The following is a 19,796-nucleotide window of genomic DNA, read 5'->3' on the forward strand; positions in this document are numbered from 1 at the left end:
CTGTTTTTGCTCACTTATTCATTAATTACCTGATTTGTGCCAAAAGTACATAACTTTTTTATATTAAAAAAACAGGGGCAAATGCGAAACGGGAGATAGTCTGCTTCAGACCGGATAAATAATGCCTGTACCGGGTACAAAGGGAAGGTGGAACCCAGCTACAGGGTCTACCAAATGTGCGCCCCATCTAAGTATTAATTCAAGTTGCAAGTTACAGGTAGCCCCGCAAGCGGGATTTCGCAAGTCCTTAGATACCGATGCATCGGCGCTCAACAAGCTACAAGTTGCTGTTTTTAAAGAACTAAAAATATCCAAGTGCCTGATAGCTAAAGTGTTTTTTTGTTACAAACACAACTTACGTTATTATTTGATAAAAGACGTAGCCCAATCAAAAACATCGTTTTTCACCTCTGGTGTATTACCCATCAAGCGACATAATTCTTAGTTTAAACGCTGTTTTTCAAGGACTCGCTCAGTTGATGACAACACCCCAAGGCCAACAAAACTCAAGAGAAAGCTATGCAGTTGTTTGGTCGTCTCAAAGTTCATTTTTTTACGCAAACGGTAGTGTTTGGTGTGCACACTTTGCTCTGAAATGGCCAGCAAATCGGCAATTTCGGTATTATTGAGATTGAGCTTAATCAACGCACACATACGCAAATCGGTTTTGTTCAACTCTGGAAACTGCTGCTTAAGACTGGTGTAAAAGTCTGGATGTAATTGTTCAAATATGTGGTGAAACCTCTCCCAATCTTTATCTATATTCAAACCAAAGTTTACTAAATTAGCCAATTTGCCTAGTTGCTTTTTGGTGCTCTTAAAGTCACCTTGCTGACGCACCTCATTTACCATTTGCCGGAGCTGCTGAAGCGCCTGGTTTTTTTGTAGCATGTGCAAAGTATGAGCCGTTAGTTGTTGGTTTTGGTTGGCAATGCGTTCTTCCAGCGCTTTTTTCTCTATATTGAGTTTGCTTTCGGTAGCTGCCAAACGTTTATGCATTTCGCGTTTCAACCACTCATTGGTACAGGCAAGGTTTTGGTTAAGTTTTTCCACCTGGTTATTTTTGCCTTGTTTGTATCTATAAAAACCCAACAACAACAACAGCAAGCCCAGTAACACTCCAGTGCCCCCCCATAAAACCTGCCGTTGTCGGCGTTCCTGGTGGCTTTGAACTGTAAATCGGGCTTTTTCCTGGGCTTGTACTCGTCCTATAGAATCTTTCTGGCGTAACAACTGATACTGGGTTTGGGTGGAAGCCATTTTTCGGGTAATTTCCTGATTATCCAGGCTATCTTCCATTTGTTTAAAAACATGGAAACTCTCCAGCGCTTGCTCATAACTTTTGTTGGCCTTGTAAACACTGGCCAATACTTTGTTGCCATTTCTGACTATGTGCGGTAGGTTGAGTTTTTGAGCCAAGGCAAGGGCTTTTTTCAAGTAACTCAAAGCTTGTCGGTTTTGCTGGCTCCTGTGACAGGCCGTTCCAAGCCCCACCAAGGTTTCAGCTATTTTGCTTTGCTCACCTTGAGTTTTTCGAATAGCAAGCGATTTTTCAAAATAAGCAATGGCACGTCCATGCTGTTGAACCGTTAGCGTCAGACTACCCAACTTAAAGTATCCCGTAGCCATTCCTCCCTGACACCTCATCTGCTGGCTTAGCTGAATAAATTTTTGAAAATAGGGCAAGGCCCAGGTTATTTTCCTCTGAGCTTCGTACACATTCCCAAGACTGAGGTAGCTCTCGGCCAACCCTTTCTTATTGTTTAGTTTTTTTTCCAGGTGCAACGATTCCTGGTAATACTCAAGCGCTCGTTGGTAATGTTGTTGGCGTTCGTAAATACCACCCAGGTTGTGATAGCTCTGAGCTGTTCCTGCTTCGCTTCCTATTTGTTGATAGAGATACAACGCTTGTTGGTGATAGGCCAAAGCCTTCGCCTCGTTCCCTTGCCTGCTACTCACCAACCCCAGGTTATTGTAACTATGGGCTACTCCTAGCTGATCAGCATTGCTTTGGGCAATGCTTAATGCTTTTTGATAGTACTTTTTCGCCAGAGGGTACTTTCCCAAACTCGCATACACATTGGCTATATTACCCAGACAAGCTCCCACCAAATGCTCATGACGGCCTTTTTGAGCTATTTGTAAAGCTTGCTGGTAGCGGCCAAGTGCCTTCAGGTACTTACCTTGAGCATGGTACACATTGCCCTCAATATTATAGGCCTGGCTTTGCCCTGGCAGGTAATGGTGCTGGCGGGCAAAAGCCTGCAATTGGTGGCCTATTTGCAAGGCTTGTTGGTAGTGTCCCTTTCCTAAAAAACACCACCCTAAATGATGGCAGGCAGTGGCCTGCCCAGCCACATCCTTGGTTTTGTGAGCCAACGCAATAGCCAGGTTTGCATAATGCATAGTTTTAGCCGAGTCGCAAGCCTGACTGTGAACAGAAGCCAACGTATTGTACAGTTTAATGCGCTGGGCTTTGTCTACCTGATGAGTATGTAATAAATGAGTGAGAGAATCTGTCAGGGATTGAGCCTGGATTGGTAACACATGGGTTAAAAGATACAGGCCAAGCCAAACGAAGGTTATCAAGGGATGGATTTTCATAATAGTTGAGAATTTGACAACAAAACTTACTTGTCCTTAAGATAAACGACTTCGTTGAGGATGCATAAAATGCCTGATGGACAAATAATGGACTTGCCAAAAGTTGTAAGGTCAAAAACTAAAAAAGTTGGTACCTTCATTCAGTACCAACTTTTTTGCCGCCAGGTCTCTGGTTTGTTTTTATTCCTCCAGGGCAAGTCTTTAGACCTTTGATGCCACTACTCCAAGGCGGTTACCTCCAACAATTCGTTTACCCGAACTTCGTTATAGGCCAACAAAGCATCTTCCAGGGCCAGTTGCCAGTCTTGCAAAGCAGGGGTGGCCGAAGGTTCCAAATCTTCCAGAGCCTTGATAATTTTGCCCGTTTGATATACTTGGCAGGTTTTTATGTGGGCTACTATCGGCTCCAACACGGCCAACTCCTTGGAGGTAAAGACAAAAGTAGGTTCAGAAGCTTCAGCTTGAACCAGGTGCGTCGGCTGGCTGGTTGCTAACTCCTCTGCCTCAGGCGTAGCCAGAGGCAAGCAAAACCAAAAAGTACTCCCCTCACCCAATACCGACTCTACACCTATTTCGCCCCCGTGGGCTTCTACCGCCAACTTGCAAAAGGTGAGCCCCAGCCCGGTAGCCCGCATGCGTCCTGATTGTTGAGAGTGCGCCTGAGCAAATTTATCAAAAACCTGGGGTACAAACTCTAGCGCAATGCCTACTCCAGTATCTATAACCAAAACCTTGCAATGGGTATCGGTTGTTTCGGCTTTTATCCAGATTTTCTGGTTTTGGGCCGTATATTTGGTAGCATTGGTCAGCAGGTTTACCAGCACCCGAACCAGCAATGTAGAGTCTACCTCCAGCAAGGCGTTGGGCAAGGCATTGGCCTGTATGGTCTGGTTCTTTTCTTGAGCAATAAAGCTCACTTGCACCACCGCCTCCTTTACCAGGTCACCCAAGGGCGTTACCACTTTCGCAAGAGGCATTTGCTGGTCTTCCATTTTCTGTACTTCCAGAATGTTCATCACTAAGTGGTGCATACGCTTGCCTGAGCGGTTGATGGCCATCAAGTGAGGGTTGCCATTTTCTGCCTCCGAGAGCCCAATAATACTATTGAGGGGGTTTTTGAGGTCGTGTACAATCATGCCCAGCATTTGGTGTTTGAACTGGTCGAGGCTTAGCAACTGAGCATGTGCCAACGCCAGTTTGTGTTTGCTGCGACGCTGGGCGTAATAAAACCCTCCCAGGGCTAGCAGCAACAATCCCAGCAAGCTGCTGCCTATCAAAGTCGCTCGTTGATTGGCTTTTTGGGTATTTATTTCAGCGGTCAAAGCTCTTCGTTCGGCAGTTTGAGCCAACTTGAGCGAATCTTGCTTTTTGCCATAAGTGTATTGGGTTTCCAGTTGGGCTATTTTTTTGATGTTCTTTTTGTTTAACAGACTGTCCGACATGCTTTTGTAAAGCTCAAGGTTTTCGTAGGCCAACTGGTACTTATGGGTAGCCTTGTATACTTTGGCCAGGTACTCGGCGGCGTTTCTTATGGTGACGGGGTTGCCCGTTTTGTGGGCTCCCTGCATGCTCTGGTTCAGGTAGGGCAACGCCTTATGGTATTGTTGCAAGGCGTAATAAGTCATCCCCAAATGTAGCCAAACCTGTACCACCAAGTCTTTTTCCCCCATCTGCTGGTGAAGCACCAATGCTTGTTCAAAATACTGCTTTGCTTTGTCAGGTCGTTTTTGCTTCAATACCAAAGCTCCCAAACCAAAGTAACCCATAGCAGCCCCATTTTTGTTTCCGATTTGCTCACAAAGGGTCACTGCTTTTTCGTACATTTTGCGTGCCTGCCCAAAGTTGTTTTGTTCTTCGTACACTGTAGCTATGTTGTGGTAACTCCTGGCCATGCCCCGTTTATCGCCCAATTGCATTCTGGCCTGAAGCGCGCGCTGATGCATTTTGAGTGCCTGGGGGTAGTCTTCTTGCCTTGTATATACCAGCCCTATGTTGTTGTAAGAGTCCCCCAACCCACGTTTATATCCTAGTTTTTCATAAATTTTTATGGCTTGCTGGTACATCTTAAGCGCCTCAGGATAGTTGCCCTGGTAATAGTGACAAATAACCCCTAAACTATTGTAACTAATGGCTACACCCAGCTCGTCTCCCAGTTGTTCTTCTATCTTAAGCGAATTTTTATACATTTTGAGCGCCTGGGAGTAGTCTCCCTGGTGTTTATAAACAATCCCTATATTATGGTAGCTACTGGCCACCCCCCGCTTATTGCCCAATCGTTTGTATATTTTGAGTGATTTTCGGTAGGTCACAATAGCCTGAGAAAGGTCGCCCAACCGCCAGTAAGCCACGCCAATGCCATTGTAACTACCCGCCATTCCGGGTTTATCATTGAGTTGTTTACTAATGGCAAGCGATTGATGATGTGCTTTTAGTGCATCAGCATAATTGCCCTGGCTCTCGTGCAGCTTACCCAGACCATGCCAGGCTTGAGCTCGTCCTTTTGTATACCCTGTTTTTTGCGCAGTTTGCCTGACTTGCCCAAAGTACTGACGTGCCACAGTAGCGTGCCCTTTGAGCATAGCCACAAGCCCCAATTGATACCAGGCATCGATCATTCCTATGGAGTAATTATTTGCTTGTGCCAAAGCAATGGCTTGTTTTGTATACTGTGCTACTTTGGCCGAGTCGCTTCTGTTGTATTCCTTGGCCAACAGATTATAAATATCTACTTTTTCCTTCGCTGAAACATCTGTGTTAAGTGCTTTTTGCAAAGAATCTACTTTTGCTTTGTTTTGAGCTAGGGTTGAGAATGAGCCAAAGAGCCATAAGCTCAAAAATGCTAGTTTCAGAGAGTCGTACGTATACATTACTTTTTGTTAATTGAGAATGGGTGATATTAATTGACCAAGGTTTCAAGGCGTTCTTATCTATTAGAAGCCTCAGCGATAGATGCTGGTGAGGAAATAAGGTATTGGTTGTTATAAAATGTGTGGTAGGAACCGAAATTGTTATATTTCAATATCGTTAAACAGAAGCAAAAAACCAACACTTAAGTAAAATAAGCACGTATTTTTATTAAAAAACTACCACCAATCGGTGATATACTTAGAACGGTCTGGCTAACTGAAACCGAGCGATTTGATTGTTCCGCCTGATGGCTGATTGCTGGAATTGTTGTCGCTGTGCTCATTGTTAGCGCAAAGCGCTTAATTGTTAGGATGGTTGTCGCTGCACTCATTGTTGCGCCTTACGGCTGATTGTTATTGTTATAATTGTTGTCGCCTGCGGCTCATTGTTAGATTGTTAGGCGAAGCCGTTCTACCGCGCTTCGCCTAACAATTCTTCAACCATCCCAACAATTCTATTATGCTACTTCGATCATTGTTTCGCCTGACGGCTGATTGTTGGGATTGTTGTCGTACCGAGTCCTAATGAACTGCGTTGAACTCACTATGTTCGGTTTCTTGGTTCCAGGAAACACAAGTTGAGATGACAACCCAAAACCCGAAGAGCTGTGTCATCCCGACGCGCAGCGAGGGATCTGCTGGTATTTTTACTACCTTGATACACTTACTTGCATCAGGTACCACAGCTACAAATTCCTCAAATAGTCATCAGTATATGCATCGGTATTCAAGCACCTGGCGGCTGATTGTTAACGCAAAGCATTTAATTGTCAGGATGGTTGTCGCTGCGCTTATTGTTGCGCCTGACGGCTGATTGTTATTGTTATTGCTCCGCTTATTGTTGCGCATAGCGGCTAATTGTTAGTGCAAAACGCTTAATTATTAGAATGGTTGTCGCTGTGCTTATTGTTGCGCCTGACGGCTGATTGTTAGCGCAAAGCGCTTGATTGTTAGGATGGTTGTCGCCTACGGCTCATTGTTAGATTGTTAGGATTGTTGGGCAAAGCCATTCTAACCCGCTTCGCGAACAATTCAACAATCCCAACCATCTTTTTTAAGGCTTCCCCCCGCGCCAAAACAACTCCGTACTGGCGCTCTGCCCGCCGGGGGCAATGACCGACACCAGATAAATGCCATTGCGCAAGCCCTTAAGGTCGAGGCTGTGTGCCGATGCCGATGCCGCCACGCTATCGCCCCGGATGATGTGCCCACCCACATCGGTAACCGCCACCTTTACCGGGGTTTTAGGGCTGATGTTAAACTTTACCTCGGCTTTTTGCCCAGCCTTGTCTATTTGGGCTTTGTCTACCTGTATTTGGTAGCGGATGGTCGTTTTTTTTTTGACCTCCTTTTGCGGCTTCTTGGCCTCTTGTTGGGTGGTTTCTTGGTTTACAGTGGGGGACGTCTGCTTTTCTTCGCTTTTTTGGCAGCTGCCCAGTCCCACCAGGCAAACAACGATAATAAGGTATTGGATTTGTTTTTTCATATGCTTTGTTTTTTTATGAATACCCGGCAATGCCCAAAAGCCATTGCCGGGTGGGTACCCTGGTTTAGAACTTGCCAGGTGTGGTTACTTTGTTTATGAAAAACGTAAAATTAACACCTACCGTACCATCGCTATCGTCACTCTTATAGTGACTGTATACTTCCAGCAGGTTACCAGCCAGCTTTAGGTACCAATATTTGTTGCTAATAGGCAGACTGGTCACTATAGCTGCTCCCAGTTTGTCAGCCATCTCAGAATTGGTTGAACTAGGAAGATCATAGTAGCTTTGACCTTTTGGCAATACCAAAAACTTCCAGGTTTTGCGCTCTTCGCTTGATGTCTCATCAAATTTCCTGAAATCTACTGCATGGTAGGCCGAGCCAGAAGGTCCATCAACGCTTGTGTGGATAGCCAGACACATGGTAGGGTCCAGAGCCGAAAATATATACATGCTACCATCGTTTTTGGGTTTAAATATCAGGTACTGGTTCATATCATTTGCTTGACTGTTACGTGGCAACCACTGAGCGCTGGACGTACTGGTAGTGGTGGTTACTCCAGGCATATAAGTCAAAGTTTTCTTGGTATTGTTGTGCTGGGTTTCTATAGTATACAGCGTATAATCGCTTACTTGGGCAAAAGCCCCACTGCCCCACCAACAGAGCAGGCTTAATATCAATAATTTTTTCATTGTTTTCTTATATTTTCAAAATGTGAGAATGAATGTTATTTTTTTACTGCTTTTTCCAGCTTTTGCAAGCGCTGGTTGAGGTCTTTGAGCTGCTGGTGACGGCTCAGGGTATAGAGGGTGAGCTCTTCTACCTTTTCTACCAGTAGCAAGCCTACTTGCTTTATATTCAGCCCCTCCCGGATCACCTGCTCGGCTTTGGGCATTTTGGGCAGGTGGTGGTGAGCCCCAATGTAGGCTCCCAGCTCGTTGAGCGGCATCAGTGAGTAGTCGTTAGCAAATACATAGTCGGGAAATGACGATACCTCTACAGTAATGCCTTCAGTAATGCTTGCATCCCCATTTACATAGAGGGCATAGTTGCCCGGATTAGATGTATTGATGCCGACCCTTACTGCATTGGAAGCATCAGGTTTATCCTTGTTGTAATGGTTTTGTACAGCCATGGCAATGTGCTCATTATTGGTGCCCGAACCATAGAAATAATAATGGGAGTCGCCAGTAGCGTCATTATCTGCCGAAAAGTTCAGCGAGCCATCAGTACAATAAAGAGAGTAGTCATAATGAAGGAATAAACCTTTACTCTTCACATTGCTAGACCCATTGTCTTGATAGTTCTCTGTTGCTTGTCCAAGAGTGGGATATGCCATAAAAAGCCCGCCCAGCAGGAACATACAATTTATCAAAATCTTTTTCATTGTTAGTATTGTTTGAAAGGTACAGTACACCGCTCCAAAGCGTAGAGCCTGCACCAGGTAAAAAATATTTATATTGTTTGTATAGAGATACTTTATTCCCCATTTCCGCCTTTTGTCTTACCCACCTGGTGTTGTTTTTCCAGTTGGGTTATTTGCTCAAGCAGGGTTTGGGTTTGCTGGTGCAGTTGCAGGCTATAGAGAGTCAGCTCTTCTACTTTTTCTACCAACAACACATGCATTTTACCTACCTTAAGCCCTCCCTGTACTACTTGCACCTCGGTGGGCATTCCCGGCAGGTGGTGGTATTGCTTTAAGTAGCCCCGCAGCTGGTCAAGCGGCATCAGTTTGTATCCCTTGGCAAACACATAGTCAGGAAAAGTATTGCTGCCTATTGTGAGGCCTTGGGCATAAACTTTCCCTGACACATCCAGGGTATGACTTGGGCTAGTGTTGTTAATGCCCAATTTCCAGGCATTGACGCTGCCCGTAAGGGTCATAATTTGGGTTTTGTCGTTGTTATTCCCTCCATTTGTCCAAAACCTGATGTGGGCATCTCCAGTGCCATCTCTATCGGCCAAAAAATTCATAGTGCCATTCGAGAAGGCCGTTCTGGTTTCTCGAATTTGATATCCTTGAAATTCTTTCTTTGTTTTATCTTTGCTTGTTATTTGCCCTTGCGAATTCGGAGCCATCCACCAGCTTAGCAGACAAACGGCCCATAGTGAAATCAATGTTTTCATTGTTGTTGTTGTTTAAATTAAGAATTGCGTTGGTTTATTTTTTTAGGATCTGTTTTAGGGCAGCCAGCCGCTGGCGCAATGCCTGCAGTTGTTGTTGCTGCTGTAGGGTATAGAGAGTCAACTCCTCTACCTTTTCTACTAGCAGTAGGCTTATTTGCTGCACCGCCATGCCTTTTTTTATTACCTTTGTGGCGGTGGGCATTTTGGGCAAGTGGTGGTGGCGCTTGAGGTAGTTACCCAGCTTATCGAGCGGCATGAGTCTATAGCTGGGAGCAAATACATAGTCAGGAAATGTACTTACATCAATGCTTAGGTCATCTTTGATATACACCTTCCCATCTACCGAAAGTTCATAACCCAGGGTAGGGGTATTATACCCTATAATGAGCCGACCCCTGTTACTGTCCCCATACAATTTCATCATGATTCGATTTTCGTCGTCAAATTGCTCGTTGTCTTTAACACTGCGGTAAAAGTAAAAAGAGCCACTATTCCCATCATTACCCCCTCGTTTTCCGGCCAAGTGCAAAGTGCCTACGCTTTGCGTAGCCAAGCCACTGTTTTTATAAAAACCCCATACATTACCACTGTTTTGTTTGTCTCCTATATGCTGTCCTTGTACTACACTGGCTACTGCCAGCAACAGGCACAGCCCTATCATTTGTTTGATTATTTGTTTCATTGTTTTGAATATTTAAGTTTATTTTTTTATTTGCAAATTTGAGAAAAACAGCAACGCAGTTTTTTTAATTTTGAATGAACCATTGCGTTGCTGCACTACTAACCCCATCACCTGATGGAAAACATACCTGGCAGGTATTTATCCCCTTATTGTATCACCAATCGTTTGACTACTACCTGTTGGGTAGCCGGATTGACAAAACGTAAGGTGGCTATATAGGTGCCTGTAGCCTGCCCCTGGGTGTGCCAGGCAGTGGTGTGATTACCTGCGTCTTGCTCCTCATTATTTTTGAGGGTGGCCACAGTTGTCCCCTGCACATTGCTGATGGTGAGCGTTACCTGGCCTGCTTCGGGCAAACGATAGCTTAGAGTGGCGGTGGCTCCCTGGCTTACCGGGTTGGGGGCGCTCATCAGTTGCAGGTCTATGCCCGTTTGGGCCTGCCCGCTTTCGCTCAGGCGGAAGGCATAAGGCTGCTCCAGGCTACCCGTGATGCTATGGGGCTCAAAACTCAACACATTGTCCAGGGCGTAACGTTCCTTGCCCTCCTGGCGATTCACCAGCTCAAAACTCAATTGTTCGCCTGCCTCAAGGGCATAAGCCACCATAAAGTAGTGCCACTGCCCATCTAGGCGTTGAGGAATGGCAATGCCACGTACCTCTTTGTTGCCCGTAAGCGGATGAGTAGCAAATGCGACCACCATGTAAGCGTGCTCGTCACCCAGGGTTTCGGCTCCTTCCAGTATTCCTGTTACCTGAGCAGTATGCGGATACTGGTGTACCTGGGGCAACAAGCCCAGATTGGCAGCATCGTGGCGCACCTGCTGATCGGCCGCCTCTACTGTGCCAGTAATGCGCTGGCTACTGACAGCCTTGAATTTAATGCTTGCCTGATCTATACTTACCAGGGTGGTCGTGGTTTCTCCATCACCCATGCCGCTTCCCAGTGCAATCAAATAGCCCTGGTTGGGTTCCAGCGTGGTAAGCGAACCTACCCAGGCACCGTTGTTATAAATAGCGTAGGCTGTTTGAGAAAGAACTATAGTACTTTCCGGAATACCTTCTAATGTGGTACCTGGGTTAGCTCCTAAGTCTGTACCTTTGCAGCTAAAAGTGGCAAAAGCACCCGATAAAGACTGACTGCCTGCCAGGAAGTACGCCAAAGGCTGAAAGTCTCCCCGAGTATTTGGTGTACCACTGCCAGTAATGGTTTGGGTAATTTGGTCAGGGGTAGACCTTGTCCCTTTGATGGTAAGGGTACGCTCAGCGGCAACGTATATCTGGTAACTTGTATCAAGTTTGAAAGTTACAGCACCTGAAACATCGGTTCCCAAGGCATTCAGAACATATAGCTCATCTGCAGCATCCAGCCCAAAAATACGGTTGGCTTTGGTAATGGTGGCATTGCCTGCGGCATCGGACAATTGCCACGATAGCCAGTGGTAACCCGGGCTGAGGGTAAGGGCGTATCCTTCGTTTGCCCCACTGTAGCCGATGCTTTCGGTTTTGTAAGCCCCATTTTCAAAAGTAAGCCCGGTGTACAGCTCCAACTCATTACACGAAGCTTCATTGACTACATACAGGCTATAGGTAGTCGTGGCACTGGTACCATATACTACCATGGTGGTGTATACATCCGTACCACCGGTTTCTACAATGCTTTTGCCCAGCAAGGTTCCAGTAGAAGTACCGCCTTCCCGTGCCAGCAAGGTTTTGCCTGCCAGGTCACTGGCGTGAGTACCTGTAAAGGTAAACTTGGTCACCATTTGGTAAGGAAAGTCTGCTGGGTCAATGCTGTAGTTGTTGGGGCATTCTACCACTACTCTTACATCCAAGGTGGTGGTGCCCAACGAACTCAACCCTCCATTGCCATCTTCTTCGTAAATGGTAGCTACCACTTGTCCATTGTGTACCCCGGTAGCCAACGACGATGAAGTAGTAAAGCTCATGGGATGGGCGTGGTTGGCAGGCAACTCATAATTACCATAGGTACTGCCAGGTGCCGGATTGTTTACGGCTAACCACGAGGGCAGGCTCAGGTTGTAGTAGCGGGCACTGGGGTAGGCACTGGTAAGGGTAGCCGTAAAGGTCTCGTTGGTGCCCATAGCCTGGGTAACCGTGTGATTGGCTTTGTTCCACTGGGCATCTACTTTTGTAAAGTCCAGGTTCATCAGCTTATAATCGCGCAGCATAATCACATTGGTAGCTCCTGGCACAAACCCATCATTTACAAGGCTCCCTTTAGTTTCGTCTATGTACACATGACGATCTCCCTGGCTATTTGCCAGCACATTATAAATGGGGCGATAGTGCCGATTCCCCATCGTGCGGGTACCATCACTGTTTACATCTTGCCCCAGGTAATAATTCATAGCCCCACTGCCCGCATCGCAAGCCGAATAAGCCACTATTTTGACCCCAGCAAAGCTCATAGCAGCATCGGCCGATGCCCGCTGTGCCACTATACGAAAGGTTTTGGTGCCATCTTTATCCAAGCCAAAGCCATAACCTTCACTAGTAAAACGATTGTCGTCGTAGTTTTCTACCTTCATTTTGAGCCCATTGGGTACAAATGCCCGTAACTTGTATACTTTGTAGTAGCCATTGTTGGCGGCTTCTTCGGCTTCTTGAGTATTTTTTACCGTTACCTCAAATACCAGGTCACCATCGGCATTTACTGAGGGGGTAGTCACATTGGTTATCTCCACCCCTTCGCGGGCATTGGTATTTTGCTCTACCGGACACATAGACCTGCCCGCTACTGCTACCGTTACCGGAGAACCCTTGCCATCGTCTTTAACGATCACCTCAAACTGGTCACCTTCATCGTTGTCGTTGAGGGTAATGCTGTAGCCTTCGCTACTTCCATTGCCAGTGTTGGTGCTTGAGTTCGTAGAATAGGTGTGTTTTATACTAGTATTGACATATAAACCCGCTGCAACAAAATAAAACTCACCTGATCCTTGGTAACCAGTGGATGTAGAACCATTGTTATACTCATCCAGTGTGGTTTCCGAAGCAGATTTGTTGATGGCATGGGTAATGGCTCCTACCCCTCCGGAAAAAGCAAATTTTTCCAGGTTTCCATTGGTACTGCCTGGTGCCTGAAAACTCAACTCTAACTCACCCGCACTGTTGCTTTTGTATACCCCTTTGTAAGTGTCATTGTCCGGATCAGCAATGTCATGACGAGTAATGATGGAGGTCTCCAGGTGGCGTTTAAAACAGTACAGCCCCAGAAAAGCTCCTTGTGCCTGACTTTTCTTTGTCTCCAAATCATCATCTGACAAACCATTTGGATTTCCAGAGCTAACAACTACAGCGCCCGTTCTTTTACCCTCTGTGTCAAACGTTGGGGCTCCTATAAACATGGCATAGGCGATTTGTTCATCCGTTGGGTTGGGTATATCCTCGCCAGTACCCAGCGTTTTTAAATGCGGTAGTTCGGATATATCTCCACCTGCAGATTTCACCAGACCTCTCTGGGTATTATAAGTACCCACCGCAGTATTATAATTAGTATAATCAGGACTGGCAGGTTTCACATCAGGAAAATTGTCCTCAAAAGCAGTTTGCAACAAAGGTAACTGTATTTGCTCTATTTCGTTGCGGGTAAACACAAATACTCCGTCATCGTTGAGGGTATAGGTGTTATCCAAATCTGCTACTACTGCTTTGATTTCCTTCTCTACTCCCGGGTTATTCAGGTACTCTATCTTCAACTCCTTGCCGCTGCCTATTTGCAGGCTGGTGTAGGTACCTATAAACACATCTTGCTGAATACCAGGCAAAGGTACCGAACCACTGGCGGTAGAAATGCTGCGGTTAAAACTCAGGCTCCTACTCTGGTTTTTTCCATTAAAAGCCAATACAGCTGAGGTTTCATTGGATACCCCCTGTTTGATATTCACTTTGGTAAGTTTTTTCCAGATAAGCGGAGCATTGGCAGCAGCCTCGTGATTAATGTAACTTCCTCCACCTAATGAGGCACTTACGGTATGGTTACTTGACCTACTGTATGAATAACTCAAAGATGTTCCTTCGCTCAAATTAATGCTGCTACCATCGCCGGGAGGGTCATACAATACCTTCAATACATTGGGGGTAGTGAGGGCAAAGTCCACATTGGGGTTTTGTACCTTGCCCGTTACCCAGGCATTGAGGGTGTCGCTGGTAGGCTCACCATCGGTATTTTCTGGTATTTCAACAATCAGCTTTCGCAAATAATCATCAAAAGGAAAAGGGTCGTCAGAAGAGATGCCTGTTGGGAGGGAATAACCAGAAGTAGCAGCCTTATAGTCTTCATACTTACCATAGGATCCCTCGTTAAAATTGGGAGTACTGGTCAGTATCACCAACTCATCACTACCTGTGGTGCTGGTAAGGGTGCCAGTAACCGTAGTATCGTTTTTGGCTATTGCCAGGGCCAAATCTCCTCCCAGGGTATATTCCTGGTTGCGTACCTGGCACCCGCTATTACTATTTTTGTAGGTAAAGGTAGCTTTTACTTTAATGGCGGTCATCAGGGGCAGGTTGTATATGTCATCTTCTGTGTCTATTGTGTCATCTGCTCCCTTTGCTTTTCTTCCCTTGCCAGAGTAATTGTACGTTGCCTGGTCAAACGGTACCCAGTTATCAGCTACTCCGTCGTTGTCGCTGTCTACAAACATTTCGGTCACTTTCAGGCTCATTTCAATGGGGGGTTCGTGCAAAATATTTACCTGTTGCCAATCTTTGCGCAGGTCTACCCCATACTGAGTCAGCAAGGTTTCCTGGTTCCCGCCGGTAGGGGTATGTTTTACCACTACCTGGTATATGCCTGGCATTAGGTCATCAATCACAAAAACAGTCTTGTCACTGTTAAACACTCCTTCGACGTAGTAGGCATGCTGGTCATCAGAACTATAGGTTTTTGTCCAATGGTCCTCCTGGTAGTCAGTGCGGGTGACGATTACCTCAAATGTCCCTTCCAAGGATTCCATACAAGGAATGATCAAATTGCCCACCAGCCCATAGCGGGTGTCTATCCGAAAGTCTACTTCCTCCAGCGCTGCAGTTACGTTGAGGTCATACACCGAAAGCGTACCATCTCCGTCGTGGTCAGCTCGGGTAATGGTGCCATCATCTGAGCTAGTCACTGCTACGATATCGTCGTGGTAGCTACGGGTATAGGGGTTGGCATAGCGGTCGTCTATAGTAGGAATCACCGCATAGTCATTGGGCGTATTCGGGTCTACCAGGTCAATGATATACGCAGCTGCGTTGGAGGTGCTACTGAGCACCCGAGGACTCTTTTTGTGTTCGGCAAAACGAAACGACAGGTAGAGGTTGTCATCGTCGTTGTCTACACAGGCACATTCGCCTAGTTTTTCTACATTTTCGGCACTATAAGCACTCTCGCGTAGCTCCAGCAGGTGCAGGTTACCCTTGTAATATTCGCTGTAGCTGCTGCTACCATCATAGTTGGCACCCAATACCACTTGCTGTCCATTAAAATCACCTGCCGCAAAAGTATGATTGGCAGCAGTGCCCTCATAATGAGCTTCGGTGTAGAGCGTTACTTTGCCAGAGCTTTTGTCAAAGGTAAAAGCAATAAACTTCCATTCGCTGTTGTTGTCGCCTGCCACATCTTGTACAAAGCCTGGTACCTTGGCTCTTTCGGTGGTGCCCTTGTACAATACCAAGTCGTTGTTGTTGATCAACTTCAGGCGAATGTCACCTATTTGCAAAATGGTTTGATCTCCGGCAGGCGCGTCGGCATCGCTCACTGGGCGTACAAACAACGACCAGGTAAGGGAGTTCATATAGATAGCATCAGTAGTCGAAGCGGCTCCGGGCATCACCCAGGTATTGGCAGACTTGGCATAATCGTCTACCCCATCAAAATACAGGCTCAACGCCGGAAACGAACGCTTTTCGCTGGTGGCCGTAGGGCGCAAGCGCTGGTTGCCGGGGGGCAGGGTGATGGCATAAGTGCCGTCGTGCTGGGTAGCCAGTTCGGTGCCATCAGCGGTTGCCAGGGTGGTATACTGGCTTTTTTCGGCAGTAGTACCGTCCAGGTTGGCGTAGCGCAAGCCTCTGCCTACAGGTATGGGGTATTGTTTAGTCACTCCATCAACCTTTGCCTCATAGTACATTTTCCCACTCACGAGTAACGACGAACGGTCGGTAAAATCAACCCCGGTATGTTGGTAGGCACTACTGCTGCTGCTTGCCCGTAGGCGTATGGTTTTGCTGCTGGGGGCAAACTCAAAGGTGCTTACTGCATCGGTTGACTTAGAAGGGGTAACCGTGTACTCGGCACTGCTGCCGTAATTGATGCCAGCTATTTCGTACAAGCCACTGCTACTGGTGTAGGCGGCATAGGACAAGTCCTTTGCTTCGCTGGTTTCGGTGTTTAATACAGTAGACGCTGAGTGAGCCGTATACCAAGTACCCTGAGTAGCCTTGGCCCAGTTAAAGGTTTCATGACTGGTATTGATATCAAAACTATAGCGTAGCAACAAGTGTTCTTGGGAATTGCTTACCACACAGGGGTACATCGCTTGTATCTGGTGGTGCAAACGTTTAATGCGTTGCTGATGAGTCTCTTCTGTTCCACCCACGGTTTGTTGGGAAGCGTCCCAAATCCTGAATTCGTCGAGGTAATAAGCCTCCGTGGCCGATACATTGAGTTGAAAGTTTTGCAGTTGGTTGACGGCTGTTTGATCAGGTTCATACTTTAAAAGGGTCGCTCCCGATTCATAGTGGATGCTTTCTCCATCTACATAGGCCAACAATCCACCAGGCTTCCCTGTTGTCCCTGATCCATACTTGTGCCAGTTGGTATGTCCCGCATGGCTATCTAATATAATGGCATAATGATGCCATTCGTTAATATTATGATTATCAGCCAAGCTAAAATGAACATAATCTCCACCTTCTTTTATAACAGACAGCTTATCCTCCGTGAGCTGAATGGTATAATTACCTACTTGCAACACCTCCACCGTATTGGTTGTGGCACTGCTCTTGAGCCAAAACTCCACCATAAAGTCCCGGGCGGTGTGCTCCTCGGTACGAAATATATCGGCATGGTTTACCTCCAAAGGGTCACTGTCTGCATCTAGTCGCAGCACTTTGTTGTGGGGGGTGGCAGAGGCTGCTTTTATCAGCACCCCCTGAGTGCCTATGCCCAGGCTCGAAGTTACTTTACCTTCTATAGAGCCATTAAACGCCACAAAACCCGCCGATGTATAGGACTCAGAGCCACTTCCCTGGGTTTTCAGGGTATATTCGTGGGCAGTGCCGGGGGCTATATCTTCAATCCAGTACGTCACCAATTGTCCTACAACCAGGTTAGACCCATCTATTTGGGCATCGCCAATATTTTCCCCATCCTGGGCAAGGGTATAGCTAGTTATTCCATCTATATGGTGCCAGCTAAGCTTGATGCGGTCATCATAGCTACCCTTAGAAGCATGAAAATGAGGGTCGTCCAGCAATAGAACAGGGTGTTTGTCGGCTCCATTGGCCTCAGCGTCTACAACCAACAATAGCACCGTAGAATTATCGTAATGATCCACTCCAGTTCCCTTGGTATCAGTTACCCGGTCTTTCCATTCCATTTTTGTCAATTCATCCAAGCCTGCTATTGCTTGCATTGTTGATACATAGGTTGTGCCATCATCGTATACCCCAAATACGTGCTCCAGCCCATTGCTGGTGTAGGTCTCAAGGTTACTCAAATTGGCAAAGGTTTGCATCCAGTAGTTATCAGGAGCACCGCTAATTCTATCCCAGGCCCGTAATTCGGTAATGCGGGTAACGGAGCTACTTTCTCCTCCATCCCGGTAAAAATACAGGTAGCGTTCTCCAGTAGTTGATATGCCTGAGGGCAACTCAGTGATTGCCTGTGGTTCGCCGTTGATGTAAATATGAAGGAAATATCTGTCTGCTGAAAGTATTGTGAATTTTTCTATGTCCAGTGCAATATGGTACCATTTTTCTCCACTACCCGTGAGTTTGGGGTTGGAAATTCCCATATCTGTAAAGTCTTCCGCTGTCAACTCATTACCTGCGCCATAGTTGAATATGAGAGCGTTTTTCTTATTATTGTGCTTCATATGCAGGCGAAAATTTTCGTCATCGGGGCGCATGTCGGTCAAGCTCCAGTTAGAGCCCCCCGTTGCCCAAAACTCTATCCGGGCTTTGTTGACCTGACCATTCTTAAGCAAGGCATTGAGGTCAATGCCCGTGTTGTAATAATGCCCGTACTTGCTATTCGTCATTTTGAGCATGCCTAGTTCGGGGGCTTGCGCCTGGGCTTGAGCTATGCTGCCTATGCACAACACCACCAGCCACAGCCACCAGTAGCGGTGCCGGGGCTTGCGTTTGTGCGATTTGAATGTTATTTTTGAGTTCATATTTGATTTTAATTTAAAATTAAATAAGGGAGATCAGGCCGGGTTCCAAGCGGGTCTTTTCTCCTTTTTTTTTATTTTGATTGTTTGTTTCCCAAACCGGCTACCTGGTAGCCAGATGGGTGTAGCGTGTTGGCTTTCTTTTTTGTTTCCTTTCTTTTTTTCCGCCTTCTTTTTCTGGGGGAACACCTCCTTTCTGAGTATGGGTTTTATTTACTAAGTAAAACTATTAAGCTGGTGAGCCCCGGTAGGCCTACCTAAAAAGTCTGATCTAAAGCCGGGCAAAGCCCGGTGTTTCTCTGGTGGCTTCAAACCCACGCTAAGAGAAACACTACTCGTCACCTAAACTATCTAAAAACTACTCTTAGGAATTTGCACTACTGAGCGTTGGTTCAAATATTTGGTTTTTTGGGCAAACAGCCCGCATTTGGCAGATCACAAAGACTGACACCAGGCTTACAAAAGCTAGACAACAAGCGTCAAAACACTGTTAATCAACATTTTAAAAGGAGTGTTCTTAGAAACGAAAAGTAATGATTAGCCAGGCTTCAAGGCGACAAAACATACTGTTGCGCGTCAACAGGTGTTGTTATTTCAAGCCCTGACTGCTTGGTTCCGGGAAATATAAATCACGATGAGGGAGGGAGTTTTGTAGTAGCAGAAAGTAACATAAGCTTGAATAAAGCACAGGGCTTTTTTGGGGGCAATCCTGGAGTCCGTAATAGTTGTTGGAAGACAAATCCTGCTCGAGAATTATACACAATAATTCAAAATAAAAACCAAATAATATACACACCAAAACAATATAAAACATATATAATATTGCAAATATCGACCAGTACATTATTTGTCTATCCCTCTAAATTGCCATCTCGCTGTTACTTCCTTACCTTTATATATATGTTATTTACCTTATGCCATTGCTCCTCTCAATGTTTGCTCTGAGGTGGGCAACAAAAGGAAAGTAAGCCTTCTACCAATACATCAATTATCCGACATTTTTTTCAAAGCTAGTGGTAGAAACACCGCTAGAGGTAAACATTATTCACACTAAAAGCATTCACTATGAACACTTCAGATTTATTCATCGAATCAGGCGATCGTCATCCCTCAGTTATTTTTGATCCTCAAGAGGGTATTCTGGAAATCAAAGGAGCATCGGTTATGAAACACCCTCGTCTGTTTTACAGACAGGTTTTTCTGTCGCTTAAGCACTGGTCTAAAACCAACACCCAGGATTCCTTTACCGCAAACCTGTACCTTTCTTCCCTTAATGATGGGTCTTTGCTGGTTTTTTACCAGCTTTTTAGGTGGTTACAACTCAAGCAACCTTACGCTGTGGTTCACTGGTACGTGGTTGCTGACTATCCGGATGGGGTGATCACTGGGAAACAGTTTAAGGAGGATTTTCCAATGCTCGATTTGCAAATACGGCAAACTACTATAGGGCACAGTGAAATCCCCGCTATTTTAAGCGTTCCGAAGGGCATTTGAAATTTGAGAATTACGAATTACGAATTAGGAGTGTACGAAGTCTTGTAATCAATTGATAATAAGTATTTTGCAAGGTTAAAGCGGACAAAAACAAGGTTG

At 45.9% G+C, this 19,796-nt stretch carries 9 protein-coding genes; 1 reads left to right on the plus strand and 8 read right to left on the minus strand.

Going from position 1 to position 19,796, the window contains the following annotated elements; all coding sequences use genetic code 11:
• Positions 1 to 441: 441 nt before the first annotated feature.
• The 8 genes from Q0954_RS16805 to Q0954_RS16840 all read right to left on the minus strand — a co-directional run bounded on the left by Q0954_RS16805 (position 442) and on the right by Q0954_RS16840 (position 18,206).
• Positions 442 to 2,547, minus strand: coding sequence for a tetratricopeptide repeat protein (locus Q0954_RS16805; RefSeq protein ID WP_299458656.1), 2,106 nt, complete (start codon positions 2,545 to 2,547; stop codon positions 442 to 444).
• A gap of 275 nt (positions 2,548 to 2,822) precedes the next feature.
• Positions 2,823 to 5,471 (minus strand): tetratricopeptide repeat-containing sensor histidine kinase, encoded by a 2,649-nt coding sequence (locus Q0954_RS16810; RefSeq protein ID WP_299458657.1) that lies wholly within the window; start codon positions 5,469 to 5,471, stop codon positions 2,823 to 2,825.
• 1,093 nt (positions 5,472 to 6,564) lie between these two features.
• Complete coding sequence (locus tag Q0954_RS16815; protein WP_299458658.1) at positions 6,565 to 6,996, minus strand: hypothetical protein; 432 nt, start codon at positions 6,994 to 6,996, stop codon at positions 6,565 to 6,567.
• A gap of 64 nt (positions 6,997 to 7,060) precedes the next feature.
• Positions 7,061 to 7,687: a hypothetical protein gene (locus tag Q0954_RS16820; protein ID WP_299458659.1), complete on the minus strand. Its 627-nt coding sequence runs from the start codon at positions 7,685 to 7,687 to the stop codon at positions 7,061 to 7,063.
• A 35-nt stretch (positions 7,688 to 7,722) separates the two neighbouring features.
• Positions 7,723 to 8,382 carry a hypothetical protein gene (locus Q0954_RS16825; protein ID WP_299458660.1) on the minus strand — a complete coding sequence of 220 codons (660 nt, stop codon included), beginning with the start codon at positions 8,380 to 8,382 and terminating at the stop codon, positions 7,723 to 7,725.
• A gap of 92 nt (positions 8,383 to 8,474) precedes the next feature.
• A complete protein-coding gene (locus Q0954_RS16830) occupies positions 8,475 to 9,122 on the minus strand; it encodes a hypothetical protein (RefSeq protein ID WP_299458661.1) in 648 nt (215 codons plus the stop codon).
• Between the two features lie 34 nt (positions 9,123 to 9,156).
• Complete coding sequence (locus tag Q0954_RS16835) at positions 9,157 to 9,804, minus strand: hypothetical protein (protein ID WP_299458662.1); 648 nt, start codon at positions 9,802 to 9,804, stop codon at positions 9,157 to 9,159.
• 146 nt (positions 9,805 to 9,950) lie between these two features.
• Positions 9,951 to 18,206, minus strand: a complete 8,256-nt coding sequence (locus Q0954_RS16840; protein WP_299458663.1) for a hypothetical protein — start codon at positions 18,204 to 18,206, stop codon at positions 9,951 to 9,953.
• A gap of 1,062 nt (positions 18,207 to 19,268) precedes the next feature.
• Here Q0954_RS16840 and Q0954_RS16845 point away from each other — a divergent pair.
• Positions 19,269 to 19,697 carry a SiaC family regulatory phosphoprotein gene (locus tag Q0954_RS16845; protein WP_299458664.1) on the plus strand — a complete coding sequence of 143 codons (429 nt, stop codon included), beginning with the start codon at positions 19,269 to 19,271 and terminating at the stop codon, positions 19,695 to 19,697.
• Positions 19,698 to 19,796: the final 99 nt, after the last annotated feature.

It is taken from the genome of uncultured Microscilla sp., assembly GCF_947493425.1.
GTDB lineage: Bacteria > Bacteroidota > Bacteroidia > Cytophagales > Microscillaceae > Microscilla.